Source organism: Burkholderia contaminans, assembly GCF_029633825.1.
GTDB classification, from domain to species: Bacteria; Pseudomonadota; Gammaproteobacteria; order Burkholderiales; family Burkholderiaceae; genus Burkholderia; species Burkholderia contaminans.
The window spans coordinates 192,677-218,111 of the sequence record NZ_CP090641.1 but is presented as its reverse complement, the minus strand read 5'-3'; the positions used below and the strand labels follow the sequence as shown (position 1 = coordinate 218,111).

The window sequence follows — 25,435 nt, the reverse complement described above, 5'->3', positions numbered from 1 at the left end:
GATCCTGCCCGACTGCCCCGGCAAGCGTCGCGCCGCGTGTACCATCCGGACATCGGGATACGGAGGGGCTGTATGTCGGACGAACTGGTCGAACGTGTCGCTCGCCTGACGGGCGCGGCGGGTGAAGAGAGCCCGTTCGCGACGGCGATCGACGGGCTGATCCTGCTACGTTCCAATCGCGAGAAGCTGCCCGCGCCGCTGATCATGAAACCGGCGCTGTGCGTCGTCGTGCAGGGCGCGAAGTGGACGACGTTCGGCGGGCGCCGGTACGACTACGGGCCCGGCCGCGCGCTCGTCGTCAGCGTCGAGATGCCGGCGACGAGCCGCATCGTCAAGGCGAGCGAGACCGAACCGTTCCTCGGCATGGTGCTCGAATTCGATATCGCGATGATGCGTGAAGTACTCGAACGACTCGATACGCCGCCATCGCAACCGCGTGGCGCGATCGGCCATGGCGTGTGCGTGACCGATTTCGGCGGGCCGCTCGCCGATTGCGTGCTGCGGATGATGCGGCTGCTCGATACGCCGGCCGCGATTCCGGTCGTCGCGCCGCTCGTGAAGCGGGAGATCTGCTACTGGCTGCTCGCGGGGCCGCACGGCGGCGAAGTCGCGCGCGTCGTGTTCGCCAACGGCCATGCGCAGCGCGTCGTCGCGGCGATCCATGCGCTGCGCGGCCAGTTCGCCGAGGCGATCCGCGTCGAGGATCTCGCCGCTGTCGCACAGATGAGCCCGTCGGCGTTTCACCGGCAATTCAAGGCGCTCACGTCGATGACGCCGCTGCAGTACCAGAAGCAGTTGCGCCTGCTGGAAGCGCGGCACCTGATGGTGACGGGCGCGGCGAACGCGGAAACGGCCGCGTATCGCGTCGGCTACGAAAGCGCGTCGCAGTTCAGCCGCGAATACGCACGGATGTTCGGTGCGCCGCCGCGGCGCGATGTCGTCACGCTGAAAACCGCGTCGGCGGACAGTTGAACGCGCCCGCCGCGACGCGGTTCGCGTGCGGCTTTACGTGCGGGCCGGGGCGGTCGTACACTCATCGGCAATTCGCGGCCCGCGCCACGGCTTTCAATTCCTTCAGCAGCTTTCATCGGGCCGACGATCGTGCCAGCAGGACTTTCGTCGCGCGACGCCAGGAGGCGCCATGAGTGCAGACGCAGCCCCCGCATCCCCGTCGGTTCAGGACCGCATCCAGCACGTGTTCGTGCTGATGCTCGAGAACCGTTCCTTCGATCATCTGTTCGCGCTGTCGGGCTACCCCGATATCGTTGCCGCTTCGCCGGGTAACAGCAATGCGTACGGTGACGCGGTGTATCCGTTCGGCGGCGGCGCGCCCGACCGGATGCCGACCGATCCGTGCCACGAATTCAACGACGTGCTCGAACAGCTGTGCGGCGCGGGCGTGCCGTTCGTGAAAGGGCAGCCGTATCCGCCGGTCGTCAACACCGGGTTCGTGTCGAACTACGCGACATCGCATTCCGAAGGCACGCCGCCGCAGCCGGCCGACGCGGGCAAGATCATGCAGGGCGTCGATATCGCGACGCAGGCGCCGTCGCTGCACGCGCTCGCGAACGCGTTCGTGCTGTGCGACGCATGGCATGCGTCGATGCCGGGGCCGACCTGGCCGAACCGCTTCTTCCTGCACGGCGCATCGTCGGCCGGGCTCGACCATTCGCCGACCAGGGAAGAAATGGCCGGATGGGATGCGTTCAACGGCTTTCCGTATCCGAAGGGTTCGATCTTCGCCGCGCTCGGCGACGACAACTGGCGCATCTACCAGGACCAGACCGGCGACCCGCTCGGCCACGTGCCGCAGGTCGCGTCGCTGAAGGGCATCAGCTTCTTCGACATCGACGACCTCGCGCACTTCGAGGCCGATCTCGCGGCCGGCTATACGGCGCGCTACACGTTCATCGAGCCCGGATACGGCGACATCGTGCACGGCACGTACCAGAACGGCAGCTCGCAGCACCCGATGGATGGCCTTGCCGGCGGCGACCAGCTCGCCGCGCGGGTGTACAACGCGATCCGCAATTCGCCGGTGTGGAACAGCAGCCTGCTCGTGATCTGCTACGACGAGCACGGCGGTTTCTACGATTCGGTCAGGCCGGGCGCCGCGCCGCCGCCGAACGATGGCGCGGCGGCGACGTTGAACGCGAGCGGCTTCGGGTTCGACGTGTATGGCGTGCGCGTGCCGGCGATCGTGATCTCGCCGTGGGTCGCGGCCGGGCAGGTCGACCACACGCCGTACGATCATGCATCGGTCGCCGCGACGCTCGAGCGGCTGTTCGGCCTCGCGCCGCTGACGGATCGCGACCGTCTCGCGAACGACCTGCTGGCACTCGTGACCCCGACGTGCCGCACCGACTGCCCGCAAAGGATCGGATCATGAGTACGACACCGGCCGCCGACCCGCGCGATGCGCTGCCCGTGCGCGACGGCACGAGCCTGATCGCGTTTCTGCACATCCTGAAGAAAGCGCATGCGGCGCTGGTTGGCCATGACAAGGCCCATCAGCGCTTCAGCGAGATCGTGACGCGCGGGCAGGCGCGGCAATACATCGAGGAACTGATGCCGTCGCTGTTGCAGGCGCGTGAAGCCCATCGGCGCAAGCGGCACGGGGGGAAGCATCGCTGAAGCCGGCGGGCGATGCGTGACCGACGTCGCTCGATCCGCGCATCCGAAATGAAAACGGGGCTTGCGCCCCGTTTGCCGCTGTGCCGCTGCGTCCGGACGATTGCCGGCCGCGTACGTTCAGGCCGCCACCGCCCGCGCCCGCACCATCGTCAGCGCCGCGTCCTCGATCATGTCCTCCTGCCCGCCCACGAGCCGCTGCCGGCCCAGCTCGACGAGGATGTCGCGCGCCGGAATCCCGTACTTCGCTTCCGCGCGCTTCGCGAACAGCAGGAACGACGAGTAGACGCCTGCATAGCCGAGCGTCAGCGCGTCGCGGTCGAGGCGGATCGGCGCGTCCATGATCGGCACGACGAGATCCTCGGCGACGTCCGAGATCGCGAACACGTCGACGCCCGTTTCGATCCCCATCCGGTCGCACACCGCGACGAACACTTCCATCGGCGTGTTGCCCGCGCCGGCGCCGAGGCCGGCCGCGGCCGCGTCGATCCGGTTCGCGCCGGCGGCAACCGCCGCGATCGAGTTGGCGACACCCATCGCGAGGTTGTGATGGCCGTGGAAACCGAGTTCGGTCTCCGGCTTCAGCGCGTCGCGCACCCGGGCGATCCGTGCGGTCACGTCATCCGGCAGCATGTGGCCGGCCGAATCGGTGATGTAGATGCAGTTCGCGCCGTACGACTCCATCAGCTTCGCCTGCACGACGAGCTGCTCCGGCGACGACATGTGCGCCATCATCAGGAAGCCGACCGTATCGAGCCCGAGCGTGCGCGCGAGGCCGATGTGCTGCTCCGACACGTCCGCCTCGGTGCAGTGCGTCGCGACGCGGATCGTGCCGACGCCGAGTTCGTGCGCCATGCGCAGATGCTCGACGGTGCCGATACCGGGCAGCAGCAGCGCCGACACCTTTGCCTGCTTCAGCTCCGGAATCACGGCGCCGAGGTACGCCTCATCGGTATGCGCGGGGAACCCGTAGTTGACCGACGCGCCGCCGAGCCCGTCGCCGTGCGTGACCTCGATCAGCGGCACGCCGGCCGCGTCGAGCCCGCGCGCGATGTTGCGCATCTGGTCGAGCGTGATCTGGTGGCGCTTCGGGTGCATCCCGTCGCGCAGCGACATGTCGTGGACGGCGATCTTCTTGCCTGCAAGTGACATCGTGTGACTCCTCGACTCAAGCGGTGGCGGCCGTCGCGGCCAGCATCTGTTCGGCGAAACGCTCGGACGTGGCGGCCGCGGCGGCGGTCATGATGTCGAGGTTGCCCGCGTACTTCGGCAGGTAATCGCCGAGCCCTTCGACCTCCATGAAGACGGACACGCGATTGCCGTCGAACACCGGGCCGTTCTTCAGCGTATAGCCGGGCACGTAGCGCTGCACTTCCTTGACCATCGCATGCACGGACGCGGTGATCGCGTGGACGTCGGGCGGGCCGTCGGTCAGGCAGTGGATCGTGTCGCGCATGATCAGCGGCGGCTCGGCCGGGTTGATCACGATGATCGCCTTGCCCTTGCGGGCGCCGCCGACCTGTTCGATCGCACCGGACGTCGTGCGCGTGAATTCGTCGATGTTCTTGCGCGTGCCGGGGCCGACCGAGCGCGACGACACGGTCGCGACGATCTCGCCGTACGCAACCGGCTGCACGCGCGATACCGCATATACCATCGGGATCGTCGCCTGGCCGCCGCAGGTCACCATGTTCACGTTCGCCTGCGCGCTGTCGAGATGCGCGTCGAGGTTCACCGGCGGCACGCAGTACGGACCGATCGCGGCGGGCGTCAGGTCGATCATCTTCACGCCGAGCGCGGTGAGCTTGTCGGAGTTGTCGCGATGCACGTAGGCGGAGGTCGCGTCGAACGCGATGCGGATGTCGTCGGCGGCCACGTGCGGCAGCAGCCCGTCGACACCCCGGTCGGTGGTCTTCAGGCCGAACTCGCGCGCCCGCGCGAGGCCGTCGGACGCCGGATCGACGCCGACCATCCACACGGGTTCGAGCACCGGTGAGCGGCGCAGCTTGTAGAGCAGGTCGGTGCCGATGTTGCCGGGCCCGATCAGTGCGCATTTGATTTTCTTCATCAGGATTCTTCCTTTAGATAAAGCGGACGTCGCAACTGCCGATGCCGGAGATGTGCATCGACAGCGCGTCGCCGGCCGTGACCGGAATCAGTTTGGCAAGCGAGCCGGACAGCACGATCTCGCCGGCGAGCAGCGGCACGTCGTACGCGGCGAGCGTGTTCGCGAGCCACGCGACCGCGTCGGCGGGGTGGCCGAGCGCCGCGTCGCCGCGCCCTTGTGCGACGGGCTCGCCGTTCTTGTCGATCGTCATCTCGCACGCGGCGAGGTCGAGCGTGCGCGGATCGACGCGCGCGTCGCCGAGCACGTACACGCCGCACGACGCGTTGTCGGCGACGGTGTCCTCGATGCGGATCGCCCAGTCGCGGATGCGCGAATCGACGATCTCGAAGCAGGGCGCGACGGCGGCCGTCGCGGCGATCACGTCGGTGCGGTCGATGCCGGGGCCGCGCAGGTCGCGCGCGAGGATGAACGCGATCTCGCCCTCGGCGCGCGGCGCGATCAGCGTATCGGCGGCGATCGCTTCGCCGGCCGCGTAGTGCATGCCGGACAGCAGGATGCCGAAATCGGGCTGGCGCACGTTCAGCATGTCCTGCACGGCCTGGCTCGTCACGCCGATCTTCTTGCCGACCACGGCCTCACCGTGCTCGATGCGGCGCTCGATGAAGCGCTGCTGGATGCGGTAGGCGTCATCGAGCGACAGGCGGCGCGGGCGGCTCGACAGCGGCGCGACCGGCGCACGCGCGTGCCACGCGGCGTACAGCTCGTCGCCGAGCGTCGTATGCAGGCGGGAAGACATGAAAGGGCCCTCGAATCTCGAATGGAACAGGCCGCCGTGGCGGGCGGCTTGGAGCGCCGGAGCACAGGCTCCGGCGCGCGGGTTGCTTAGTTACCCGAACTTCGGATCGCGTCCGGCGAGAAGTACGCCTCGTTGAACTGCGGGCTGTTGTCGAGCTTCGGCATCGGGCCTTCGTTCGTCAGGCGGTCGGCCATGTACGCGCCGGAGATCAGGTCGTGATAGAACACGACGCCCGGGTAGAACACCTTCGCGTCATACGCATACAGCGTCGTCGCCACGTTGGTGCGCCACAGCTGGCCGCGTGCGTCGTAGTTGTCGGCGAGCAGCGTCATCCACGAATCCTCGTCGATGTACAGCACGCGCTTCGCATACTGGTGACGGTAATTGCTTTTCAGCGTCGCCTGCAGCACCCACACGCGATGCAGCTCGTAGCGGATATACGACGGGTTCTCGTGGCCCTTGGTCAGCAGGTCGGCGTACTTCACCGAGCTGTCCATCGCCTTGTAGTTGTCGTACGGCACGTAGATCTCGCGCTTGCCGACGATCTTCCAGTCGTAGCGGTCGCCGGGGCCGTTGTACAGGCGGTCGTCGTCGACGGTGCGGAAGCCGCCCGGGCCCTGCGGCTGGTCGTAGCCGTATTCCGGCGCCTGCCGCACGCGCCGCGTGCCGGGGTTGTACATCCACGTGCGCGACGAGTTGTCCGCGCCGGCCTTGTCCCAGTTCGTGAAGCCGACGATCAGCGAGCCGCGGTCGGACAGCGGCAGCTCCGTCGCGTTGCGGTAGTACGTGCGGTTGTTCAGGTCGCTCTTCACGTCGAACTTGCCGGAGTTGCGCGGCGAGTAGATGTCGTAGCGCACCTTGCCCCATGCAACGTTGCCGTCCGAGTACACGACCGCCTGGTCGTAGGTTGCCTGCTCGGCGCCGATCGCCGACGAGAAGCGCTGGTTCCACAGCAGCTCGGCAGCCGTTTTCGGGATCGGGTAGGGCACCGTCGGCGGCGCGTTCGTGAGGCCGTTCGCGTCGGACGTCATCGTCGAATCCGGCGCGTATGCACGGATGTCCTTGTACACGGAATCCGCGTAGCGGAAGTCGCGGTGGCTCGGGTAGACGTTGATCTTGAACGTGGCCGGGTAGCGCTTGAACATCGCCTTCTGGCCGTCGGTCAGGTGCTCGGCGTACTGCGCCATGTTTTCCGCGGTGATCGTCGCGACCGGCTTGTCGTTCGCGAACGGGTCGGGGTAGCGGCTGCCGCGCTTGTACTGCACGTCAGGCGGCGTGCCGAGCCACTTGCCCGACCACTCGGGCACACCGCTGTCCTTGCTCGCGGCGCGCACCGCGCCCATCGGCGTCAGCGGGCCGTCGAGCGCCTTCAGGTCGTCCGGCGTGACCTTCGGGAACGACGCCGTCGCGACGACCGCGCACGCGGCCATCACCGACGCGCGCAGGAGGGGGAGATGAATGCGTTTCATATCGGTCCTCATAGTGCTGAATGACGAGCGGCCGGGCCGCTCAGAAGTGGTAGGTCGCCGTGGCCAGCACGTAGTCGCGATCCGCGAGCGGGCGCGTGACCGGGTTCGGCGAGCCGAGGAACTTCGCGTAGACGAGCGACAGCTGCAGGTTGCTCAGGCGCGTGAAGGTCACGCCGGCCGTCACGCGGTGGTCGCCCTGGCCCGTCAGCGAGCCGAGCGCGCCGGCGAGCGGCGACGTGCCCGTCAGGTCGTGCGTGTAGGTCAGCGGCACGTCGAGATCCCAGCCGTTGAACACGTTCTTGTAGCTGAGCGTCCACGCGATCTCCATCGCGAGCGCGTTGCGCGAATTCGTGAGCGTGGTCGAGCCGTCGAGCTCGGAGATGCTGCCGGCATGCACGTACGTGAGTTCGCCGATCAGCGTCTGCGAATTCGCGAGGAAGCTCGGCCCGATCGAGTAGATGCCGGACAGGTTCGTCTGCAGCACGTTCGCGCGGGTCGACTGCGGGCCGGTCGGCGTGTTGACGAGCACGGCCGCCCCCTGGCGGTACGACACTTCGCCGGCGACGTTCACCGGGCCGACCTGCGTCGAGAAGCTCGCGCCGGTCAGCTTGATGTTGCTGAAGTAGGTCTGCTGGTACTGGAGCGTCGGGAAGTACGTCGTGACGACACTCGGGTTCATGTCGTTGTAGTGCAGGTGGTACAGGCCGAGCTCGGTGTCGCCGAGCACGCGGAAGCGTGCGCCGATCCCCCACTGGTTGCGCGCGCTCGGCTTGTCGTCGGGGCCGCGCGGAATGATCATCCCGCCCGGGCCGATGATGAACTGCGCGCCGGGGCCCGTGACGTCGGAATAGCTCCAGTACGTGCCGGGCGCGGTCAGCCGGTTCTGCTGGTAAGAAAACTGGTAGTAGCCGAGCAGGCTGAAGTTCGGCGTGATCTGCCATTGCGTGGAGATCTGCGGCACCGGCAGCAGGATGTCCTTCACTTCGGCGCCGGCCATGTACGACTTGGTCGCGTCGGCAGGCCCTTGCGCACCCGCGATGTTCGGGAAGAACAGGCTCTCGCCCCACGCGACGACCTGGTCGCCGACCTTCACGTTCAGGCTCGTCGAGCCGATCTTGAACGTGTTGTACGCATACGCGGCCAGCAGCGTCGTGTGGCCGCCCGACCAGTAGCGCGCATCGCTCGTGAAGTTGTTGTACTGGCCCGACTGGTTCACGGTACCCGGCGCGTCGTTGTAGTTCGGGCGGCGATACGCCTGGTCGTAGAACGTGTCGGCGCGCACGAACACGCCCCAGTCGTCGTGCTTCAGGTTCACTTCGCCGAGGAGGCTGACCTGGTTCTCGATCAGCTTGTTCTTCGCGAAGTTGCGGTCGCCGTCGTCGCCGTTGATGTTCGCCGGCGTGAGGAGATTGCCGCTCGGTGCGCGGGTGCGCATGCCGAGGCCGTAACTGAGCGTGAACGTGTAGTCCAGCGTCGTGTCGGCGCCCAGCTCGATCGTGCTGCCTGCATGTGCGCCGGGCGCGGCACATGCCAGCAGCGCGGCGGCCAGCGTCGACAGCGTGGCGGTTGCCCGCTTGTCGGTACGGCGCGAAATCCGTTGATGCATGGTGTCTCCTCTTGGGGGTATCGACGACGGTCGACTGTGTGTGTTGTCGTGAGAGGCAGAGTAGGGAGATCGCGGTAGCAGGGAATCGTCAAAATGAACTAGATGACTTCCCTAGGACTGGCGAACAATTCGCGCCGTACGGTTGGCCATGCGTGCATCAGCGTGCGGCGGCCTGCGCGGCCGACAGGAACGCGGGCCGTTCGCCGCCGCCGTCGAGCCGCAGGTTCGCGCCCGACGTGTACGAGGCTGCGGGCGATGCGAGGAACAGGCACGCGGCGGCGACGTCGTCGGGCGTCGCGAGCCGTCCGGCGGGAATCGTCGCGCGAATGGCGTCGAGCGCGGCGGCGTCGCCGTAGTGGCCTTCGGTGGCCGATTCCGTCTGCACGAGGCTCGGGCTGATCGCGCACACGCGCACGCGCGGCGCCCACTCGACGGCGAGCGACGTGACCGCGTTGACGAGGCCCGCTTTCGCGGCGCCGTATGCGGCCGTGCCCGGCGAGGGCCGTGACGCGCTGACGCTCGCGATGAACAGCATCACGCCGCCTTCGGGCTGCGGCTGCATGATCGCGTTTACGCGCTGCGCGAGTTGCAGCGGCGCGATCAGGTTCAGGCGCACGATCGATTCGGTGAAGCGCGGCGACGCATCGGCCGCGAGCGCGAACGGCGAGCCGCCGGCGTTGTTGACGAGCACGTCGAGGCCGCCTGCCGCAGCGCGAATCGTCGCGAGCATCGCGTCGACCTGTTCGATGTCGCGCAGGTCGGCCGCGACGAACGCCGCCGTGCGGCCGCCGGCAGAAGGCGGCGTGTCGGGCGCGCTGCGTCCGCACACGAACACGCGCGCGCCTGCCGCGAGAAACCGTTCGGCGATGCGCCGCCCGATGCCCTTGGTGCCGCCCGTCACGAGCACCGTCTTGCCGCTGTAGTCGAATCCGTTCATCGTTGCCTCCGTTTCGGTGGACCGATGATAGGAAGAAGCACGCGCGGCTTCGTAGTCTGAAAGGATGATGCCGGCCGACGCCGGCGGCGCAATCATCGTGGCAGACATCCATCGAACGACGAAGGAGACAACCCGCGATGACGATCCCCACGACGCCGCCCGCCGGCATCTTCACCGACGTGCCGGGCGGCCTGCGCCTGCATCACTACGAGGCGGGCGAAGGGCGGCCCGTGGTGTTCATCCACGGCAGCGGCCCGGGCGCCAGCGGTTTCAGCAACTTCAAGCACAACGTGCCCGCGTTCGCGGCGGCCGGCTATCGCGCGATCGTCGTCGACCTGCCCGGTTACGGGCAGTCGTCGAAGCCCGCCGACGTCGCCTATACGCTCGATTTCTTCGTCAGCGCGCTGCATGCGCAGCTGACCGCGCTCGGCATCGGCCCGGCCGTGCTGCTCGGCAACTCGCTCGGCGGCGCGATCGCGCTGAAGTACGCGCTCGACCATCCGGGCGAAGTCGACGGGCTGATCATGATGGCGCCGGGCGGCGTCGAGGATCGCGACACCTATTTCCGGATGGAAGGCATCCAGCGGATGGTGAAGCTGTTCACCAATCGCCAGATGAATGACGACACGATGCGCGAGCTGCTGACGCTGCTCGTGCACGATCCGGCGATCGTCACCGATGCGCTCGTCGCCGAACGGATGAAGGTGTGCGTCGAACAGCCGACCGAAGTGCTGTCGACGATGAGCGTGCCGAACCTGACCGACGCGCTCGGCGACCTGCGTGCGCCGGTGCTCGGCTTCTGGGGCACGGACGACCGCTTCAATCCGGTCGGCGGCGCGCTGAAGTTCCTCGAACGCTGCCGCGATGCGCGCTTCGTGTTGATGAACCGGTGCGGCCACTGGGTGATGGTGGAACACGCCGACTATTTCAATCGCGAATGCCTCGATTTTCTTGCGACGCGCAATACGCGATAACGCCGCATGCCCCTGACGGCCGGCCCCGATGTGGGCAGCCCGTCCGAACCAATACCTGGAGACGACATGAAGCTCATCGAAGACCTGTTCGACCTGCGCGGCAAGGTGGCCGCGATCACCGGCGGCGCGCGCGGCATCGGTGCGGAAACCGCACGCACGCTGGCTGCCGCCGGCGCGAGCGTCGCGATTCTCGACGTGCTGTCGCAACCGGCCGAAGCGCTCGTCGAGGAAATCCGCGCGCAGGGCGGCCAGGCCGCGTTCTGGTCGCTCGACGTCACGCATGAGGCCGATGTGGCGCGCGTGTTCGGCGAGATCGTCGCGCGCTTCGGGCGCCTCGACGTGCTCGTGAACAACGCGGGCATCGAAGGCCACAACGTGCCGACGCACGAGCTCACGCTTGCGCAGTGGCAGCGCGTGCAGGACGTGAACGTGAACGGCGTGTTCCTGTGCACGCGTGCGGCGATTCCGCATATCGACGCGGCCGGCGGCGGCTCGATCGTGAACCTGTCGTCGATGTACGGGATCGTCGGCGGGCCCGACGTGCCCGCGTATCACGCGTCGAAGGCGGCGGTACGGATGATGGCGAAGGTCGACGCGATGCTGTACGCGGCGAAGAACATTCGTGCGAACTCGGTGCATCCCGGCTATATCCGCACGCCGATGCTCGAGGAAGCGTTCCGCCAGATGGGGCAGGACCCCGATCGCGCCTTCGAGTACATGCAGACGAACGTGCCGATGGCGAAGATCGGCAGCCCGCGCGACATTGCGGCCGGCATCCTGTATCTCGTGTCGCCGGCAGGCCGCTACGTGACGGGTGCGGAGCTCGTGATCGACGGCGGCTTTACCGCGCGCTGACAGGGCGCGGCGCACGCAACGAAACAGGAGACAGGCAGTTGAAAGTGCTCGTGGCAGTGAAACGCGTGGTCGACGCGAACGTGAAGGTCGGCGTGAAATCCGACCGGACGGGTGTGGACATCGCGAACGTGAAGATGTCGATGAACCCGTTCGACGAGATCGCGGTGGAAGAGGCCGTGCGGTTGAAGGAGGCCGGCGTCGTGACCGAAGTGGTCGTCGTGTCGATGGGCGTCGCGCAGGCGCAGGAGACGCTGCGCACGGCGCTCGCGATCGGCGCGGATCGCGCGATCCTCGTCGAATCGAACGACAGCGTCGAGCCGCTCGGCGTCGCGAAGGTGTTGAAGGTGCTGGTCGACAAGGAGCTGCCGCAACTGGTGATCCTCGGCAAGCAGGCGATCGACGACGATTCGAACCAGACGGGCCAGATGCTGGCCGCGCAGGCGGGGTTGCCGCAAGCGACGTTCGCATCGAAGGTGACGATCGCCGACGGCCGTGCGACCGTCGCACGCGAAGTCGACGGCGGCGCGGAAACGCTGTCGCTTCAACTGCCCGCCGTCATCACCACGGATCTGCGCCTGAACGAGCCGCGCTACGTGACGCTGCCGAACATCATGAAGGCGAAGAAGAAGCCGCTGGACATCGTGACGCCCGGCGACCTCGGCGTGGACGTGACGCCGCGTCTGAAGGTGCTCAAGGTGGTCGAGCCGCCGAAGCGCGCAGCCGGTGTGAAGGTGCCGGACGTGAAGACGCTGGTCGAGAAGCTGAAGACCGAAGCCAAGGTGCTGTAAGAGGGAACGCAAGGAAATGACGATTCTGGTGATTGCGGATCACGACAACGCGTCGATCAAGGCCGTGACGTTGAATGCCGTCGCTGCCGCACAGGTGCTCAACGCGGTGGGCGGCGGCGACGTTCATGTGCTCGTCGCTGGACACGACGCACAAGCGGCAGCCGATGCAGCGGCGAAGATCGCCGGTGTGACGAAGGTGCTGCTGGCCGATGCGCCGCAACTGGCCGACGGTCTGGCCGAGAACGTCGAAGCGACGGTGATGAACGTCGCGAATGGCTATGCGCACATCGTTGCGCCGGCCACCGCCTATGGCAAGAACATCGCGCCGCGCATTGCGGCGAAGCTGGATGTCGCACAGATCTCCGAGATCACGGCGGTGATATCGGCCGATACGTTCGAGCGGCCGATCTACGCGGGCAACGCGATCGCGACGGTGCAGTCGGGCGATCCGGTCAAGGTGATCACGGTGCGTGCGACCGGGTTTGATCCGGTGGCATCGGAAGGCGGCGGCGCCACGGTCGAGAAGATCGAAGTGGCAGCGGATGCCGGCAAATCGCGGTTCGTGAGCCGTGAAGTGACGAAGCTGGACCGTCCGGAACTCACCAGCGCCAACATCATCGTGTCGGGCGGCCGCGGCTTGGGCAGCGGCGAGAACTACACGAAGGTGCTGGAGCCGCTGGCGGACAAGCTTCAAGCCGCGCTCGGCGCATCGCGCGCCGCGGTCGACGCCGGCTACGTGCCGAACGACTACCAGGTCGGCCAGACCGGCAAGATCGTCGCACCGCAGCTGTACATCGCGGTCGGCATCTCGGGTGCGATCCAGCACCTGGCCGGCATGAAGGATTCGAAGGTGATCGTCGCGATCAACAAGGATCCGGAAGCGCCGATCTTCAGCGTGGCCGACTACGGCGTGGTCGGCGACCTGTTCACGCTCGTGCCGGAAGCGGCCGCGGCGCTCTGACCGATGCCGCTGTTCGAATTCAATGGGATGCGGCCGCGCATCGATTCGTCCGCGTATGTCGATCCGAGCGCGGTCGTGATCGGCGACGTGACGATCGGCGCGCGCTGCTACATCGGCCCGCATGCGAGCCTGCGCGGCGACTTCGGCGCGATCGTCGTCGAAGACGGCAGCAACGTGCAGGACGGCTGCGTGCTGCACGTCGGGATCGGCGAGACGTGCCGGCTCGGCGTCAACAGCCACGTCGGCCACGGCGCGATCGTGCATGGCGCGACGCTCGAACCCGACACGATGATCGGCATGAACGCGGTCGTGATGGACGGCGCGACGATCGGCGCCACGACCATCGTCGCCGCGTGCGCGTTCGTGAAGGCCGGCTACGACGTGCCGCGCGGCGTGCTGCTCGCGGGCGTGCCGGGGCGCGTCGTGCGGCGGCTGAGCGATTCGGAGATCGACGCGAAGGCGAACGGTACGCGCATCTATCAGCAACTGGCGGCCGACTGCCTGCGCACGATCAGGCGGATCGACGGGTGAGCGGCGGGCATCCGGGCGCCCAGGATGCGACGGATTGCCGGGCGGGTTGCCGTTGCCGTAAGATCGGCACTGGCTTTCCCACCGGCATCCGCGCCACATGAAAAAGCACGTCCGTTTGCGGCTCACAGTCATTGCGTCGGCTTTTGCCGTCTACAGCGTTTATATGCACATCCAGCAGTTCATCAATGGCTGCGTTTGGGTCAGGGGCCATCAGCGCTGCAGCTTCGAAAACAGCACGAATTTCGAAGGCTGGATGGATCTCGACCTGATGATCGCGTGCTGCTGGGTCGCCGCGGCGGTGGTGGGCTGGATTTCCGTCGTGCAGGCGGCGAAGAAGCCGGGCTGAAGGCGGGCGCTTCCTTCACCTGAAGCCGATCGCTGTCAATCCGTGACAACGATCATTCATGCGGCATCGCCGCAATCGTCAGTGCCTCTGCCGCATCCCCGCGCCGCAGGCGCAGCCGGCCACCCCACCGGGATCGGGCTCCGCTCCTTCGACGTGCTGGTCGGCTTCGACGTCGGGATGAGCGTTGCCGTCCATCGGCCGTCGTTGTGCTTTTTCCCGGCGTGCCGGGATAATGACCCGGCGTCGCGCACGCTGCGCGAGGGGAGGCTCCCATGCAATTTCCGACGGGATCGGTGGTCGCGCTCAGTTCGGCCGCCGCGACGATGTTTTCGATGGGCATGCTGTTTCTCGGCTACTGGGGCTGGCACGAGCCGCTGCCGTGGCGGTTCGGCGACTACGTCGTGATCCTGCCGGCGCTGGCCGGGTTCGCGTGCCTCGTCAGCGTGCCGTTTCTTGCTACCTCGCCGATGAAGACTCCCGACGACGAATCGCGGATGCTCGTCGCGCGGCGCGTGTTTCTGTGCGGCGCAAGTGCGTTGTGGTGCGCGATCGTCGCGTCGCTGGTCGTGTGAGATCCATGCGGGATTCGCACGAGCCGACGTCCGCCGGTGGGGACTTGCACGAGCGCGCCGCAGCGCCTTCCACGCGCGCTTGACCGGCGGTTTTCATGCGTCGATCCGGGCCGCCACGGCGGCTTTGATTTCCCCTGTGCGGTGCACTAGATTCGAATCATTCCTGTGTAGCCGAGCGCGAGGTGGAGCCATGACGCCGTGGGAGATTCAGGGTGCCGAATTGATCAATTGCAATTGCTCATACGGTTGCCCATGCCAGTTCAACGCGCCGCCGACCCATGGCCACTGCGCGGCGATGGGGGCGATTTCGATCGACAGCGGCCACTACGGCGACGTGGTGCTCGACGGCGTCAGGATCGCGGTCGTGTTCGAATGGCCAGGGGCCATCCATGAGGGGCGGGGCCGGTGCCAGCCGATCGTCGACGAGCGCGCCAGCCCGGCGCAGCGCGAGGCGGTGCTGAAGATCATGACTGGTCAGGATACCGATCCGTTTGCGACGATGTTCTCGGTCTTTGCTTCGACGCTCGAGCAGGCGTTCGATCCGATCTTCGCGAAGATCGATTTCGACGTCGATGTCGATGCGCGGCGTGGCCGGATTCACGTCGACGGCGTGTTCGACCTCGCGGGCGATCCCATCGTCAATCCGGTGACGGGCGCCGAACATCGCGCGAGGATCGACCTGCCGCACGGCTTCGAATACGAGCTGGCCGAAATCGGCTCGGGCACGTCGCGCTCGCAGGGCCACATTCCGCTGACCCTCGACGGCAGCTATGCGCAGTTCGCGCGGCTGCACCTGAACAACCACGGGGTGGTTCGGCATCGCGTCGCGGCATGACTCCCGTCGACCACTGGCTCGGGCGCGAGCGCGTCGTCACGCTGCTCGGCATGGCCGCGCTCGTCGGTCTGTGCTGGTTCTATCTCTGGACGGGCGCGGGAACCGGCATGTCGGCGCTCGAGATGACCGCCGTTACGCTCTTTCCGCATCGCCTGAAGGGCGCCATGGGCAGCATGGATCCGTCGCTGCCCACGGTGATCGTGATGTGGTGGGTGATGATGATCGCGATGATGACGCCCAGCGCGGCGCCGCTCGTGATGCTGTACCGGCGGGTGCTGCGGCAGCGCGGCGCGGATGGGGCGGGTTCGGCGTTCACGTCGCTGTCGCTGCTGGCCGGCTACCTCGCCGCATGGCTCGCGTTCTCGATCGGCGCGGCGTTGCTTCAGGCGATGCTGCAGCCGGCCGGGCTGATCTCCGCGATGATGCTGTGGTCGAAGAGCGCCGTCCTTTCCGCCATCGTGCTGGCGCTCGCCGGGCTCTATCAATTCTCGCCGCTGAAACGCGCGTGCCTTCGGCAATGCCGGGCGCCGGCCGGGTTCCTGGTTGCGCACTGGCGCCCGGGCGTCGCCGGCAGTTTCCTGCTCGGCGCGCGGCACGGCATGGTTTGCGTAGGCTGCTGCTGGTTGCTGATGGCGCTGCTGTTCGTCGGCGGCGTGATGAACGTCGTGTGGATCGCCGCGCTGTCGCTCTTCGTGTTTGCGGAGAAGATCCTGCCCGGCGGCGAACGTGTCGGGCGTGCGCTGGGCGTCGTGCTGATTGCGTGGGCCGGTGTGACGTTGATCGTGTGACGGGCTGTCATGGTCAAGCCGGCGCAGGCTCGCGGAATCGCCGTGTACGGGTGAGGGCGGGCCGCGGGCGGTCCTGCGCCGGGCGATGCATGTGTCACGCAGGTCCGTTGCCGAGATCCACGAAGACCTTGTTGGCGCCCGCCTTGTACAGCCGCTTGCCGAGTTTCGGATAGTCGCACACGTCGTGTTCCGGCCGGTCGCCCACCACGAGATAGACCAGCGGCTGATCGCCCGTATTCAGCATCGTGTGCGCGTTGCCGCCGCGCGGAAATCCCATGAAGTCGCCCGGGCCGATTGCATGGGTCCGGCCATCGACGATTGCCTCGCCGGTTCCCGACAGGACGTAGACGCATTCCTCCGCGTAGAGATGCCGGTGGTATTCGGTGGATTCGTGCCCGGGCATCAAGGTCATGAGATGAACGCCGAGTTGCGTGAGCCCGGTTGCGTCGCCAAGCGAACGCTTCAGGCGGACGGCATTCTCGTTCAGCGGGTGGGTGGAACGCTCCGGTTCCATCGCCGCGATGTCGGCGGCTTTCAGCACTTCACGCAGGGTGTTCATCGTCTGTCCTTGTCGGGAGTCGGGGCGCCGTTCGTGCAGCGGGTGTGAATGATGAGGCGAGTATCGGCGACAGCGCCGTTTCGCAGACTCGAATGATAGAGACAGGAGCAGGACTGCGTCTTTCGCCGCGCGATGCTACGTAACGCAGGGCCCGCGTTACGCACGCGTTACCCGGGACGCAACGCTTGACCACGGCTTGTGAAGTTACGCCCGTATGCCGTGCGTCGCACGCCGGACGGCCGTCGGGACGCGGCGGTCCGAGGCTGGAGGCAGTCGTCGATGATGCCGATCTCACTGGCACGATAGATGCTTGTCGGGATGATCGAGCTGAAAAAGAGAGCGGGGGCTTCCATGCAAAATCATTTCATCAAGACGAACGTTGCGCTCGCCGCCATTGCGACGGCTTGCGCACTGGCTGCGTGCGGCGGCAGCGATGTGACGGCGCCGAAGTCGGGTGGCAACACTATCGGAACGAGTACGAGTGGCACGGGTGGGACTAGTGGCACGAGCGGAACCAGCGGTACGAGTGGAACCAGCGGTACGAGTGGAACCAGCGGTACGAGCGGGACCAGCAGTACGAGTGGAACCAGCGGTACGAGCGGGACCAGCGGTACGAGCGGGACCAGCGGTACGAGCGGGACCAGCGGTACGAGCGGTACGAGCGGGACGAGCGGGACGAGCGGGACGAGCGGGACGAGCGGGACGAGCGGGACCAGCGGGACCAGCGGGACCAGCGGGACCAGCGGAACCAGCGGAACCAGCGGAACCAGCGGAACCAGCGGAACCAGCGGAACCAGCGGAACCAGCGGAACGAGTGGAACCAGCGGAATCGGTGGCACGAGCGGCACAAGCGGCACCCCGGGCACGAACGGCATCGTCAGCTCCGTCGGCGCGGTCGTCATCGACGCCGGCGTCACGCTCGGCGACCTGAGCCCGCCAGTGGGCAAGGGCGTGACCACCGGCCTCGGCAACACGGTCACGGGCGCGGGCACGATCATCCGCGACACGTCGAACGCCGTGAGCAACGGCATCGGTCAGATCGGCTTCACGGCGAACCCGGTCGGCACGACGGTCGCCGGGCTGGGCTCCATCGTCGGCTCGACCAGCAACCCGGTCGCCGGCCTCAGCGACACGGTGAAGGCGCTCGGCACCGGCCCGCTGTCGCCGCTGGCGCCGCTCACGACGCCGGTCGGCGGCCTGCTCGACACCGTCGCCGGCGGCCTCAAGACGGGCGGCACCATGCTCGGCGCGGCCCTGTCGTCGGGCCCGGTCCAGCAGACGACGCAGGCGATCAGCACGGCGATCACGCCGCTCGTCACGACCGTCGGCCAGGTCACGCAGCAGGTCGGCACGGCGACCGGCCTCGGGCAGCCCGTCGCGGGCCTGCTCGGACAGATCGGCGGCGCGATCACGTCGGCGGGATGGAAGGTGACGTCCACGTCGCCCCAGCCGCTGGTCGGCGGCGTGGGCGACCTCGTGCGCGCGGTCGGCAACACCGTGACCAACGCGGGCGGCCTCGTCAACCCGGGCGGTGCGAACGGCGCGGTGCCGGTCGCGGGCCTGGTGACGAGCGTGGTCGGCGGGAATACGGCGATCGTCCACAACGGTTCCACGACGGGCACGGGCGGCACGGGCGGCGGCTCACCGCTGGGTGGTCTCTCCAATCCGCTGGCACCCGTGACGGGGCTGGTGGGTGGCCTGCTGGGCGGCTTGGGCGGTCTGGCCGGCAAGTAGTCGATCGACGTCGATCGTCACGGCGGTACCCGGCCGAACGATGATCGGCCGCCGGTTACCGCCGACCGGAATGGCTTGATGATCCCCTGCGGGAAGCGGATCGGACGGGCCTCTCGATGTGTCAATGGCGAACGACGTCGCGCGGCGACGGCGGCCGCGCCAGCCCGCGTGCGGGCAGCGGTGTCGACATCACGATCGACGTGCGGGTTTCGCCGTACAGGTTGATGCGTTCGATCAGTTGTTCGAGATGGGTCATGCTGATCGCGGCGAGCCGCATCATGTACGAGTCCGCGCCCGTCACGTGATGGCATTCGACGACTTCGGGAATGGTCTCCAGCAACCGGAGGAATTTTGCTTTTGCCGGTTGCGGCACCGTGATGCCGATCAGCGCGCTGACTGGATAGCCGGCCGCGGCAGGATTGATCCGGGCCGTGTAGCCCTCGATGACGCCGGCCGCTTCAAGCCGCTTCACGCGTTCCGTCACCGCCGGCACCGACAGGTGCACCTGGCGCGCCAGCTCCGTGTAGCTGATGCGGCCGTTGGCCTGCAGCAGCGTCACTATCTTCCAGTCCAGATCGTCCATCACGGCGGTATTTTTTAAGGCGGGGTGGCCATTCTTCCTTAAAAACCGCATTCAGCGATGACGGGATTTTCCCTACGATGCCTGTTCAACATGTGACATGTCGCAAGGAGCAGGCAATGCTGTTCATCAAGTCCGTCGTCATGGGGCTGTCGATCGCGGTGCCGGTCGGGCCGATCGGCATGCTGTGCATCCAGCGCAGCCTCAGCCGTGGTTTTCAGGCGGGATTCGCGACGGGCGTCGGCGCCGCGTGCGCCGATGCGATCTACGGCCTGCTCGGCGCGCTCGGCATCGCGGGTATCGTCACGGCGTTCCCGATGCTGACCGTCGGCCTGAAAATCGGCGGCGGCGCGTTTCTCGTGTGGCTGGCGTGGACCATCACGCGCCAGGCGCCGCCCGCGTCGACGGCGCAGCGCGACCTGCCGCGCACGTCCGTCCTGCGCGATTTTGTGACGACGTTCGGCCTGACGCTGTCGAACCCGATGACGATCCTGTCGTTCGTCGGGATTTTCGCGGCGCTCGGCCCGCTGTCGGGGGCGCGGGAAGGGACGGTGTGGCCGGCCGTGGCGCTGATGGTCGCCGGTGTGTTCATCGGTTCCGCGACGTGGTGGCTATGCCTGAGCGGTACGACCGCCGCGCTGCGCACGAAGATGTCGTTCGCGTTCATGCACGGGCTGTCGCGCGCGTCGGCCGCGGTGATCGCGGTATTCGGCGTGATTCAGGTGGTCGCGGGCGTGCGCGGGGTCATTTAGCGCAGTGCGTCGAGCGGATCGCGTTGCCGTTCATCGATCGGCGCTCGACGGCTTCGATTCAACGTCCGACGCCGGCAAATGCGCATGCACGAAGCGCGCGATTTCCTGGCTCAGCTCCCTGTCCTCGGGCGCGCCCATGAACCCGCCATGCGGCATCCCTTCGAATACGTGAAGCTCCGTCGGCACCTGCGCGCGCCGCAACGCGCGATGCAGGCGCACCGCGTTCGACAGGAACAGGTCGCGCGTGCCGCTCTGGATGAAGGTCGGCGGAAAGCCGGCGGAGAAATCGCCGAACAGCGGCGACAGGTACGGATGCGCGAGATCCGCGCCGTTCGCGTATAGCAGGTTGTTCGGCATCAGCGACGCGGGCAGCATGACATCGACGAGACGGTTGGTTTCGAAGCTGTCGCCGGATTCGGTCAGGTCGACTTCCGGCGACAGCAGCACCAGCGCGGCCGGCAGCGGCAAGCCTTCGTCGCGGGCGCGCAGCACCATCGCCGCGGCGAGGTTGCCGCCCGCCGAGCGTCCGCCGATGACGATGTTTTCCGGCGCGTAGTGCTCCAGCACATAGGCATAGGTCGAGATGCAATCATCGAGCGCGGCCGGATACGGATGCTCGGGCGGCAGGCGATAGTCGACGCCGTAGCATCGAATGCCGAGCCGGTCGGCCTGCATCTGCGCGCCGGCGCGACACGCGGCGCCGCCGCCGAGCACCAGCGCACCGCCATGCAGATCGATGTATGCGCATTCGCTGGACGCTGCTGCTTCGGGCGTGGCGACATGCACGTCCGCCGCGCCGGCCCGGATCGTCTCCACGCTCGAACGCAGAGAGCCGCCGAGCTGCTCGATGGCCGCCGCGTAGTGCGCATCGGCGGCCGCCTTGACGCGCATCCATGCATCGAAATCGTCCGGGGACGGCATCACGTGCAGCGCGTTCAGCGGCACGCCGTCGCTGCCGACCAGTCGTTGCAATGCGGTGCGCGCTTCGTCGCTGATCGACGTCGGGAAGGGGATGACGCGGCTCGGCAGGACGACGCCGTCAGGTTTGTCTTTCATCGGTTCGGTTCCGTTGGACGTTGCGCGAGTCATGCGGCAGCAGGCCAGTGGCGCAGCATCACGTCCAGTGCATCGAGACTGCGCGACCACGACGCGTCGGAAGCCGGTGCGCTGTGCGCGAAACCGCCCGCGCTTTCGAGCGTGACGTAACCCATGAAGAAGCCGCCGAGCAGGCGGATCGCATGCGTTTGCTCGGCTTCCGGAATGGCGTAGCTGCGCAGCACGGCCGAGGTCATCCTGACGAGCTGGCCGCCCGCGCTTGCGGCGGCGCGTTCGGCGCTTACCGGGTGGCGCGCTGCGGCGAAGCGACCGGGGTGCTCGCGGGCGTAGTCGCGATAGACGTTGGCGAGGGCGGTGAGCGCGTCCTTGGCGGTGCGGCCGGCCAACGCGTCGGTCGCGCGATCGGCGAGTTCCTTCAGCGCGAAGAGTGCGATGCGGCTCTTGAGGTCGTCGAAGCTCGGGACGTGGGAGTACAGGCTGGCCAGTTTGACGTCGAAGTGACGCGCCAGCGCCGCGCCGGTCAGGTGCTCGAAGCCCGTTTCATCGGCGAGTTGCGCGCCGGCTTCGACGAGTTTGTCCAGGGTGATGCCGGCACGTGCCATGGCGAATACTATTCGAATTAGCGAAAAGGCTAATTGTATTAGGTTTTGGGTTGACGTCAATTTCCCGAATTCGGCCGCCGCCATGTTGGCAACGATCACCCCAGCTCGAACGACGTCACCCCGAACACGCGATCGATCGCTATCTCCGGCGCTTCTTTCGTGTACATCCGTGCGGTTTCGAACACGCTCGTCATGCCGTGCCGTTCGGCCAGCGCGACGGCCGCAGGGTTCGTTTCCGGCACGTCGAGCACGATGATTTCGCCGGGCATGCGCGCTGCCAGCGCGCGAAACAGCCCGGTGGCGACGCCCGCATCGTCGGCGAAAAGCGGGCCGATCTTGCAGCCGGTCCTGCAACGGCGCACGACACCGTAGCCGGCGACACGGCCGCCGCTGATCGCCGCGAGCGCAACGGCATCCGGCTGCGCGATCCAGGCGGAGACGAAACGCTCGCGCGCCGCGGGAAAGCACGCGCGATCGTAGGCCAGCAACTGCTCGGACGGCACGTCGGCCGCCGCTACCACGTGCGCGCACCCGATGCCGTCCACGCGTCCCTCATAGCGGATGTTGCGGTAAGCAAGCTCGAATCCGGACTTCCTGTAGTTCGCCTGCTGGGCGACGACGCCATCGAGCCCGATGTTACGGTCTCCGAGGTAACGCATGCCGTGCTGCCAGGTTCGGATACCGAAGCCTTTGCCGCGAAACCCGGGTTTTACGATGTAGAGGCCGATGAAGCCGAAGCGCTCGTCATAGGCGACAGCAGAAAGGCACGCGACCGGCTCGCCGCGCCAGACGCCGATAAAGAACCCGGCCGGGTCAGCTGCCCTGAAACAGGAAGGATCGTGCAGGCCGGGGTTCCAGCCTTCCGCCGCGGCCCATTCGATCGACATGGCGACCTCGTCGGCCGACATGGTGCGCACGATGAAGTCTCCGCCTTGGTCCATGGTTCACCTCCAGTCGCTGCGTTCACTGATTGCGCGTTGCGGTACCGGCTGCGGCGCCGAAGCAGCCATGACGGGCGATATGCGCCGTTTGGCCCCATTCTCGTCAGCGAAAAATCTATGGATGGATGGTTTCGCCGCGATTCAGCATGTCGATGAATTCCCGGATTTTGCGCGCCCGTGTTTCCGGCTTTTTGGCATGCTGTATCCGAAACAGGATCGCATATCGGTTACGGCTGTTCAGTGTTGCGAAAAACGTGCGGGCTTCCGGATTGGCGTCCAGGGCCGCCTGCAGGTCGTCGGGCACGATCGAGTTGCTGGCCGACGTATAGGCAGCCTGCCAGCGGCCGTCCTTTCTGGCTTTCTCGATTTCGCGCAAGCCGGGCGGGCGCATCCTGCCGGCGGCGATCAGCGCTTCAGCCCGGTCCGTGTTGAGTTTGGACCAGATGCTTTTTGCGGAGCGCGGGGTGAAGCGTTGCAACCAGTATTGCTCGCTCTCAGCCCGTTTTTGACCATCGATCCAGCCATGGCAGAGGGCGCTTTCCAACGCCTGTTCGTAGGTGATGGTTCGCTGCGCGGTGCCTTTTTTCGCCAGACGCAGCCATGTTCCGTCCGACGTGCTGCCGTTTTGCTCCAACCAGTTTTCCCATTCGATCTGGCTGGTCAATGTCAGCGCGCATTCGGTCATGTCACTGTCCTGAATGGTGGAGTCCATGTGCGGGGAAGGCGTCCGCAGTCTAACAGCGTTGACACGGACAGCAACGTGCGCAGTGCGACGAAAGACCGACGGCTCGGTAGTCGTCGGTCCATCGCCCGGTTTTGGGGTGGCATCACCCGTTTCACGAACCCGGCGGCGCAGGCATCGGATGCACCATGTCAAACGAGAGGCCTTGCCACCTGTCCGGCCAACGCCTCCCCATTCCCGTCAGAACGTATAACTCACCTTCCCGAACGCCGTCCGCCCGAGCGTGTTGTACCCATACGCGGTCATGTACTGCCGATCGAACAGATTCGACACCGTCGCCGACACCGTCAGGTGCGAATTGATCCGGTACGACGCGCGCAGGCCCACCGTCAGGTACGAAGGCAGATAGGTCGAATTCGCCGGATCGTCGAACGTCGTGCCGCCATAAAGCAGCGACGCCCCCGTGCTCAACGCATGCAGGTGCAGTTCGTCCCACGTGTGATCGATGTTGAGGCTGACCGTCTGGCGCGGCCGGCGGTTGAGCCACGAGTCGTTGGTTTCGTCCTGCGGATTCAGGATCCCGACTGCCAGGCTTACCGGCGTCGAGCGGCCGATCGTCCCCTTGTACGACAGGTCGATCCCGCGAATATGCGCGCGGCCGATGTTCATCGGCGAGAACGTCGCCGGGTTGTACGCGATCAGGTTGGTGACGCGCGTATCGTAGATCGCGGCCGTGAACGTGCCATACGACGTGTTCGCATCGATCGCTGCCTCGACCGACGTGTTGCGTTCCGGGCTGAGGTTCGGATTGCCGTAGCCGGGGTAGTACAGGTCGTTGAACGACGGCAGCTTGAACGCATTGCCGTACGACGCGCGCGCCGTGTATACCGGCGTGATCGCCCACGCGAGCGCCGCGTTACCCGTATTCACCGACTGCCCGGCGATGATTTCATGACGCCCCGCGAGGAACATCGTCACGCTGCCGAGCGTCGCCGACTGGTGCAGCGAGAACGCGGAATCGTTGCGCGTCGGCACGCCGTTCGGAATGTCGACAGGCAGGAATGCCTGCTCGCGCGTGAAGTCGTATGCGAGCTTGGTTTCGCCCGACAGCGGCAGCCCGAACAGATGGAATCCGCGCTCCTGGTGCGTCAACGACGTCGACGTGCTGATGCGCTGCGAGTTGATCTGGTCGGTCGGGATGGCCGGATCGCTCGCGTAGATGAACCCGCGATCGTTCGCATAACCGAACGACTGGTCGAACTGCGTGTCCGGCGTGATGTCGAGGTGGAACGCGATACCGGTCGTCAGTTGATGATCGAGCTGGCGGTTCGCGTAGCCGCTGTTGTCGTAGGACAGATCGGACCGGTGATACAGCGCGAACGTCGAGATCGACCAGTTGTCGCGTGCGTAGCCGACGCGCGCATCGAGATCCTGCGCATGGTACGGGTTGCGGCCCGCCTCGTGCCCGTATGCGAAGGGGCGCGTCGCGTCGATGCCGGCCGTGTTGTACGAGTGCAGGCCCAGCGAGTAGGTGAGCCCGCCGAGTGCGGCGAGCGGCCCGGTCGACGGCACCGTGCCCGACGTGCGCAGTTGCGTGTCGAACGCCTTGTTCGACCCGCCGCCGAACGACACGGTGGTCTGGTTCGGCTGGTTGGCCGCGCGGCGCGTGAAGAGCTGCACGACGCCGCCCATCGCATTGGCGCCGAACGACGCGGCGGCCGGCCCCGAGATCACTTCCACACGTTCGAACGCTTCGGTCGGCAGGTCGGCCCACGGCGCGATGCCGGTGGTCGGCGAGCCGATGCGGATGCCGTCGATGAACACGGCGACCTGGCTGGCCGACGAGCCGCGGATGCTGACCGACGCGGACGAACCGGGGCCGCCGTTCTGCGAGACGGTCACGCCGGGCAGCGTCGCGAGCGCCTGCGTGATGCTCGGGTCGCTCGGCGACAGCCGGTCGAGATCGGTGCGCGTGAGCACCTGGGTCGTCGCATAGCGCTGGTCGAACGACTCGGGCAGCCGGCGTGTGTCGGTGACGTTGATCGTCGGCAGGTCGGCGGCGTCGGCGGCCGGGGCCGGTTGCGCAACCGTGGTGTCGCCGGCGGCGTGGGCGAGCGGCGAGAGAAGCGCGGTCGCGGCGGACGTGGCAAGGAGGTGTCGAATCTTCATGAGGCTGTCGTTGTGGTCGGGCTGCGCATGCGTCGATCGTGAGCGCGCGGCGGCAGCACCGGTTTTGTTATCCGTGATCGGGCTATCGCGCGGCCGGGTCGAGCGGGCCGCGGTCGCGGGCGTCGGCGCGGCACATGCCGGCGGACGCGATCGATAGGGAGCGGCGCGCGCGAGCTGGCGGGCCGTGCATGCCGGCGGTGTGC

27 protein-coding genes are annotated in these 25,435 nt (G+C 66.9%); 14 read left to right on the top strand and 13 right to left on the bottom strand.

What is annotated here, in order from left to right; translation table 11 throughout:
• Nucleotides 1-72 precede the first annotated feature (72 nt).
• The 3 genes from LXE91_RS18775 to LXE91_RS18765 all read left to right on the top strand — a co-directional run bounded on the left by LXE91_RS18775 (nt 73) and on the right by LXE91_RS18765 (nt 2,634).
• The gene (locus LXE91_RS18775; RefSeq protein ID WP_039350797.1) at nt 73-972 is read left to right on the top strand and encodes an AraC family transcriptional regulator; all 900 of its coding nucleotides are present in this window, start codon (nt 73-75) and stop codon (nt 970-972) included.
• Between the two features lie 169 nt (nt 973-1,141).
• Nucleotides 1,142-2,389 carry an alkaline phosphatase family protein gene (locus LXE91_RS18770; RefSeq protein WP_039350794.1) on the top strand — a complete coding sequence of 416 codons (1,248 nt, stop codon included), beginning with the start codon at nt 1,142-1,144 and terminating at the stop codon, nt 2,387-2,389.
• Entirely contained in the window at nt 2,386-2,634 is a 249-nt protein-coding gene (locus LXE91_RS18765; RefSeq protein ID WP_039350791.1) for a hypothetical protein, read from the top strand. Before LXE91_RS18770 ends, LXE91_RS18765 begins: the two co-directional genes overlap by 4 nt.
• A 117-nt stretch (nt 2,635-2,751) precedes the next feature.
• On the opposite strand, the gene dmpG is transcribed toward LXE91_RS18765, so the two are convergent.
• The 6 genes from dmpG to LXE91_RS18735 form a co-directional block, all read right to left on the bottom strand.
• Entirely contained in the window at nt 2,752-3,783 is a 1,032-nt protein-coding gene (gene dmpG, locus LXE91_RS18760) for a 4-hydroxy-2-oxovalerate aldolase (protein WP_039350789.1), read from the bottom strand.
• Nucleotides 3,784-3,799: 16 nt separating this feature from the next.
• Complete coding sequence (locus tag LXE91_RS18755; protein ID WP_039350786.1) at nt 3,800-4,699, bottom strand: acetaldehyde dehydrogenase (acetylating); 900 nt, start codon at nt 4,697-4,699, stop codon at nt 3,800-3,802.
• 13 nt (nt 4,700-4,712) lie between these two features.
• Nucleotides 4,713-5,495, bottom strand: coding sequence for a 2-oxopent-4-enoate hydratase (gene dmpE / locus LXE91_RS18750; protein WP_039350783.1), 783 nt, complete (start codon nt 5,493-5,495; stop codon nt 4,713-4,715).
• Nucleotides 5,496-5,581: 86 nt separating this feature from the next.
• Entirely contained in the window at nt 5,582-6,964 is a 1,383-nt protein-coding gene (locus LXE91_RS18745) for a DUF1329 domain-containing protein (protein WP_039350780.1), read from the bottom strand.
• 40 nt (nt 6,965-7,004) lie between these two features.
• The gene (locus LXE91_RS18740) at nt 7,005-8,570 is read right to left on the bottom strand and encodes a DUF1302 domain-containing protein (RefSeq protein ID WP_039350777.1); all 1,566 of its coding nucleotides are present in this window, start codon (nt 8,568-8,570) and stop codon (nt 7,005-7,007) included.
• A 157-nt stretch (nt 8,571-8,727) separates the two neighbouring features.
• Nucleotides 8,728-9,507 (bottom strand): SDR family oxidoreductase, encoded by a 780-nt coding sequence (locus LXE91_RS18735; protein WP_039351235.1) that lies wholly within the window; start codon nt 9,505-9,507, stop codon nt 8,728-8,730.
• 137 nt (nt 9,508-9,644) lie between these two features.
• Between LXE91_RS18735 and LXE91_RS18730 the strand changes: the two genes are divergently transcribed.
• The 9 genes from LXE91_RS18730 (at nt 9,645) to LXE91_RS18690 (ending at nt 16,157) form a co-directional block, all read left to right on the top strand.
• A complete protein-coding gene (locus LXE91_RS18730; RefSeq protein ID WP_039350774.1) occupies nt 9,645-10,481 on the top strand; it encodes an alpha/beta fold hydrolase in 837 nt (278 codons plus the stop codon).
• A gap of 66 nt (nt 10,482-10,547) precedes the next feature.
• Complete coding sequence (locus LXE91_RS18725; protein ID WP_039350771.1) at nt 10,548-11,336, top strand: SDR family NAD(P)-dependent oxidoreductase; 789 nt, start codon at nt 10,548-10,550, stop codon at nt 11,334-11,336.
• 38 nt (nt 11,337-11,374) lie between these two features.
• Nucleotides 11,375-12,124 (top strand): electron transfer flavoprotein subunit beta/FixA family protein, encoded by a 750-nt coding sequence (locus tag LXE91_RS18720; RefSeq protein ID WP_039350767.1) that lies wholly within the window; start codon nt 11,375-11,377, stop codon nt 12,122-12,124.
• 16 nt (nt 12,125-12,140) lie between these two features.
• Entirely contained in the window at nt 12,141-13,085 is a 945-nt protein-coding gene (locus LXE91_RS18715) for an electron transfer flavoprotein subunit alpha/FixB family protein (RefSeq protein ID WP_039350764.1), read from the top strand.
• A gap of 3 nt (nt 13,086-13,088) precedes the next feature.
• Entirely contained in the window at nt 13,089-13,616 is a 528-nt protein-coding gene (locus LXE91_RS18710) for an acyltransferase (protein WP_039350761.1), read from the top strand.
• Nucleotides 13,617-13,713: 97 nt separating this feature from the next.
• The gene (locus LXE91_RS18705) at nt 13,714-13,962 is read left to right on the top strand and encodes a hypothetical protein (RefSeq protein ID WP_039350758.1); all 249 of its coding nucleotides are present in this window, start codon (nt 13,714-13,716) and stop codon (nt 13,960-13,962) included.
• Nucleotides 13,963-14,234: 272 nt separating this feature from the next.
• A complete protein-coding gene (locus tag LXE91_RS18700) occupies nt 14,235-14,534 on the top strand; it encodes a hypothetical protein (RefSeq protein WP_039350755.1) in 300 nt (99 codons plus the stop codon).
• A gap of 190 nt (nt 14,535-14,724) precedes the next feature.
• Nucleotides 14,725-15,369, top strand: a complete 645-nt coding sequence (locus LXE91_RS18695) for a DUF1326 domain-containing protein (protein WP_039350752.1) — start codon at nt 14,725-14,727, stop codon at nt 15,367-15,369.
• A complete protein-coding gene (locus tag LXE91_RS18690) occupies nt 15,366-16,157 on the top strand; it encodes a DUF2182 domain-containing protein (RefSeq protein ID WP_046196521.1) in 792 nt (263 codons plus the stop codon). Before LXE91_RS18695 ends, LXE91_RS18690 begins: the two co-directional genes overlap by 4 nt.
• Before the next feature lie 94 nt (nt 16,158-16,251).
• On the opposite strand, the gene LXE91_RS18685 is transcribed toward LXE91_RS18690, so the two are convergent.
• On the bottom strand, nt 16,252-16,716 hold the full coding sequence (locus LXE91_RS18685; RefSeq protein WP_039367509.1) for a cupin domain-containing protein: 465 nt from the start codon (nt 16,714-16,716) through the stop codon (nt 16,252-16,254).
• Nucleotides 16,717-17,067: 351 nt separating this feature from the next.
• Here LXE91_RS18685 and LXE91_RS18680 point away from each other — a divergent pair, with 351 nt between their 5' ends.
• Nucleotides 17,068-18,450, top strand: a complete 1,383-nt coding sequence (locus LXE91_RS18680; protein ID WP_039367512.1) for a collagen-like triple helix repeat-containing protein — start codon at nt 17,068-17,070, stop codon at nt 18,448-18,450.
• Between the two features lie 121 nt (nt 18,451-18,571).
• Here the strand turns inward: LXE91_RS18680 and LXE91_RS18675 are convergent, their stop codons facing one another.
• On the bottom strand, nt 18,572-19,033 hold the full coding sequence (locus tag LXE91_RS18675; protein WP_039367515.1) for an Lrp/AsnC family transcriptional regulator: 462 nt from the start codon (nt 19,031-19,033) through the stop codon (nt 18,572-18,574).
• A gap of 116 nt (nt 19,034-19,149) precedes the next feature.
• Here LXE91_RS18675 and LXE91_RS18670 point away from each other — a divergent pair, with 116 nt between their 5' ends.
• Nucleotides 19,150-19,782: a LysE family translocator gene (locus LXE91_RS18670; RefSeq protein WP_039367518.1), complete on the top strand. Its 633-nt coding sequence runs from the start codon at nt 19,150-19,152 to the stop codon at nt 19,780-19,782.
• Nucleotides 19,783-19,812: 30 nt separating this feature from the next.
• On the opposite strand, the gene LXE91_RS18665 is transcribed toward LXE91_RS18670, so the two are convergent.
• The 5 genes from LXE91_RS18665 to LXE91_RS18645 all read right to left on the bottom strand — a co-directional run bounded on the left by LXE91_RS18665 (nt 19,813) and on the right by LXE91_RS18645 (nt 25,232).
• Nucleotides 19,813-20,838, bottom strand: a complete 1,026-nt coding sequence (locus LXE91_RS18665) for an alpha/beta hydrolase (protein WP_039367521.1) — start codon at nt 20,836-20,838, stop codon at nt 19,813-19,815.
• A gap of 29 nt (nt 20,839-20,867) precedes the next feature.
• Complete coding sequence (locus LXE91_RS18660; RefSeq protein ID WP_223274302.1) at nt 20,868-21,539, bottom strand: TetR/AcrR family transcriptional regulator; 672 nt, start codon at nt 21,537-21,539, stop codon at nt 20,868-20,870.
• Complete coding sequence (locus LXE91_RS18655) at nt 21,536-22,381, bottom strand: GNAT family N-acetyltransferase (RefSeq protein ID WP_039367527.1); 846 nt, start codon at nt 22,379-22,381, stop codon at nt 21,536-21,538. Before LXE91_RS18655 ends, LXE91_RS18660 begins: the two co-directional genes overlap by 4 nt.
• A 115-nt stretch (nt 22,382-22,496) precedes the next feature.
• Nucleotides 22,497-23,066 carry a YdeI/OmpD-associated family protein gene (locus tag LXE91_RS18650; protein WP_039367532.1) on the bottom strand — a complete coding sequence of 190 codons (570 nt, stop codon included), beginning with the start codon at nt 23,064-23,066 and terminating at the stop codon, nt 22,497-22,499.
• Nucleotides 23,067-23,303: 237 nt separating this feature from the next.
• On the bottom strand, nt 23,304-25,232 hold the full coding sequence (locus LXE91_RS18645) for a TonB-dependent receptor domain-containing protein (protein WP_039367535.1): 1,929 nt from the start codon (nt 25,230-25,232) through the stop codon (nt 23,304-23,306).
• Nucleotides 25,233-25,435: the final 203 nt, after the last annotated feature.

Coding starts and splice junctions, on each gene's coding strand:
- LXE91_RS18775 (WP_039350797.1), top strand. CDS start 73: ATGTCGGACGAACTGGTCGAACGTGTCGCTCGCCTGACGGGCGCGGCG.
- LXE91_RS18770 (WP_039350794.1), top strand. CDS start 1,142: ATGAGTGCAGACGCAGCCCCCGCATCCCCGTCGGTTCAGGACCGCATC.
- LXE91_RS18765 (WP_039350791.1), top strand. CDS start 2,386: ATGAGTACGACACCGGCCGCCGACCCGCGCGATGCGCTGCCCGTGCGC.
- dmpG (WP_039350789.1), bottom strand. CDS start 3,783: ATGTCACTTGCAGGCAAGAAGATCGCCGTCCACGACATGTCGCTGCGC.
- LXE91_RS18755 (WP_039350786.1), bottom strand. CDS start 4,699: ATGAAGAAAATCAAATGCGCACTGATCGGGCCCGGCAACATCGGCACC.
- dmpE (WP_039350783.1), bottom strand. CDS start 5,495: ATGTCTTCCCGCCTGCATACGACGCTCGGCGACGAGCTGTACGCCGCG.
- LXE91_RS18745 (WP_039350780.1), bottom strand. CDS start 6,964: ATGAAACGCATTCATCTCCCCCTCCTGCGCGCGTCGGTGATGGCCGCG.
- LXE91_RS18740 (WP_039350777.1), bottom strand. CDS start 8,570: ATGCATCAACGGATTTCGCGCCGTACCGACAAGCGGGCAACCGCCACG.
- LXE91_RS18735 (WP_039351235.1), bottom strand. CDS start 9,507: ATGAACGGATTCGACTACAGCGGCAAGACGGTGCTCGTGACGGGCGGC.
- LXE91_RS18730 (WP_039350774.1), top strand. CDS start 9,645: ATGACGATCCCCACGACGCCGCCCGCCGGCATCTTCACCGACGTGCCG.
- LXE91_RS18725 (WP_039350771.1), top strand. CDS start 10,548: ATGAAGCTCATCGAAGACCTGTTCGACCTGCGCGGCAAGGTGGCCGCG.
- LXE91_RS18715 (WP_039350764.1), top strand. CDS start 12,141: ATGACGATTCTGGTGATTGCGGATCACGACAACGCGTCGATCAAGGCC.
- LXE91_RS18710 (WP_039350761.1), top strand. CDS start 13,089: ATGCCGCTGTTCGAATTCAATGGGATGCGGCCGCGCATCGATTCGTCC.
- LXE91_RS18705 (WP_039350758.1), top strand. CDS start 13,714: ATGAAAAAGCACGTCCGTTTGCGGCTCACAGTCATTGCGTCGGCTTTT.
- LXE91_RS18700 (WP_039350755.1), top strand. CDS start 14,235: ATGCAATTTCCGACGGGATCGGTGGTCGCGCTCAGTTCGGCCGCCGCG.
- LXE91_RS18695 (WP_039350752.1), top strand. CDS start 14,725: ATGACGCCGTGGGAGATTCAGGGTGCCGAATTGATCAATTGCAATTGC.
- LXE91_RS18690 (WP_046196521.1), top strand. CDS start 15,366: ATGACTCCCGTCGACCACTGGCTCGGGCGCGAGCGCGTCGTCACGCTG.
- LXE91_RS18685 (WP_039367509.1), bottom strand. CDS start 16,716: ATGAACACCCTGCGTGAAGTGCTGAAAGCCGCCGACATCGCGGCGATG.
- LXE91_RS18680 (WP_039367512.1), top strand. CDS start 17,068: ATGCAAAATCATTTCATCAAGACGAACGTTGCGCTCGCCGCCATTGCG.
- LXE91_RS18675 (WP_039367515.1), bottom strand. CDS start 19,033: ATGGACGATCTGGACTGGAAGATAGTGACGCTGCTGCAGGCCAACGGC.
- LXE91_RS18670 (WP_039367518.1), top strand. CDS start 19,150: ATGCTGTTCATCAAGTCCGTCGTCATGGGGCTGTCGATCGCGGTGCCG.
- LXE91_RS18665 (WP_039367521.1), bottom strand. CDS start 20,838: ATGAAAGACAAACCTGACGGCGTCGTCCTGCCGAGCCGCGTCATCCCC.
- LXE91_RS18655 (WP_039367527.1), bottom strand. CDS start 22,381: ATGGACCAAGGCGGAGACTTCATCGTGCGCACCATGTCGGCCGACGAG.
- LXE91_RS18650 (WP_039367532.1), bottom strand. CDS start 23,066: ATGACCGAATGCGCGCTGACATTGACCAGCCAGATCGAATGGGAAAAC.
- LXE91_RS18645 (WP_039367535.1), bottom strand. CDS start 25,232: ATGAAGATTCGACACCTCCTTGCCACGTCCGCCGCGACCGCGCTTCTC.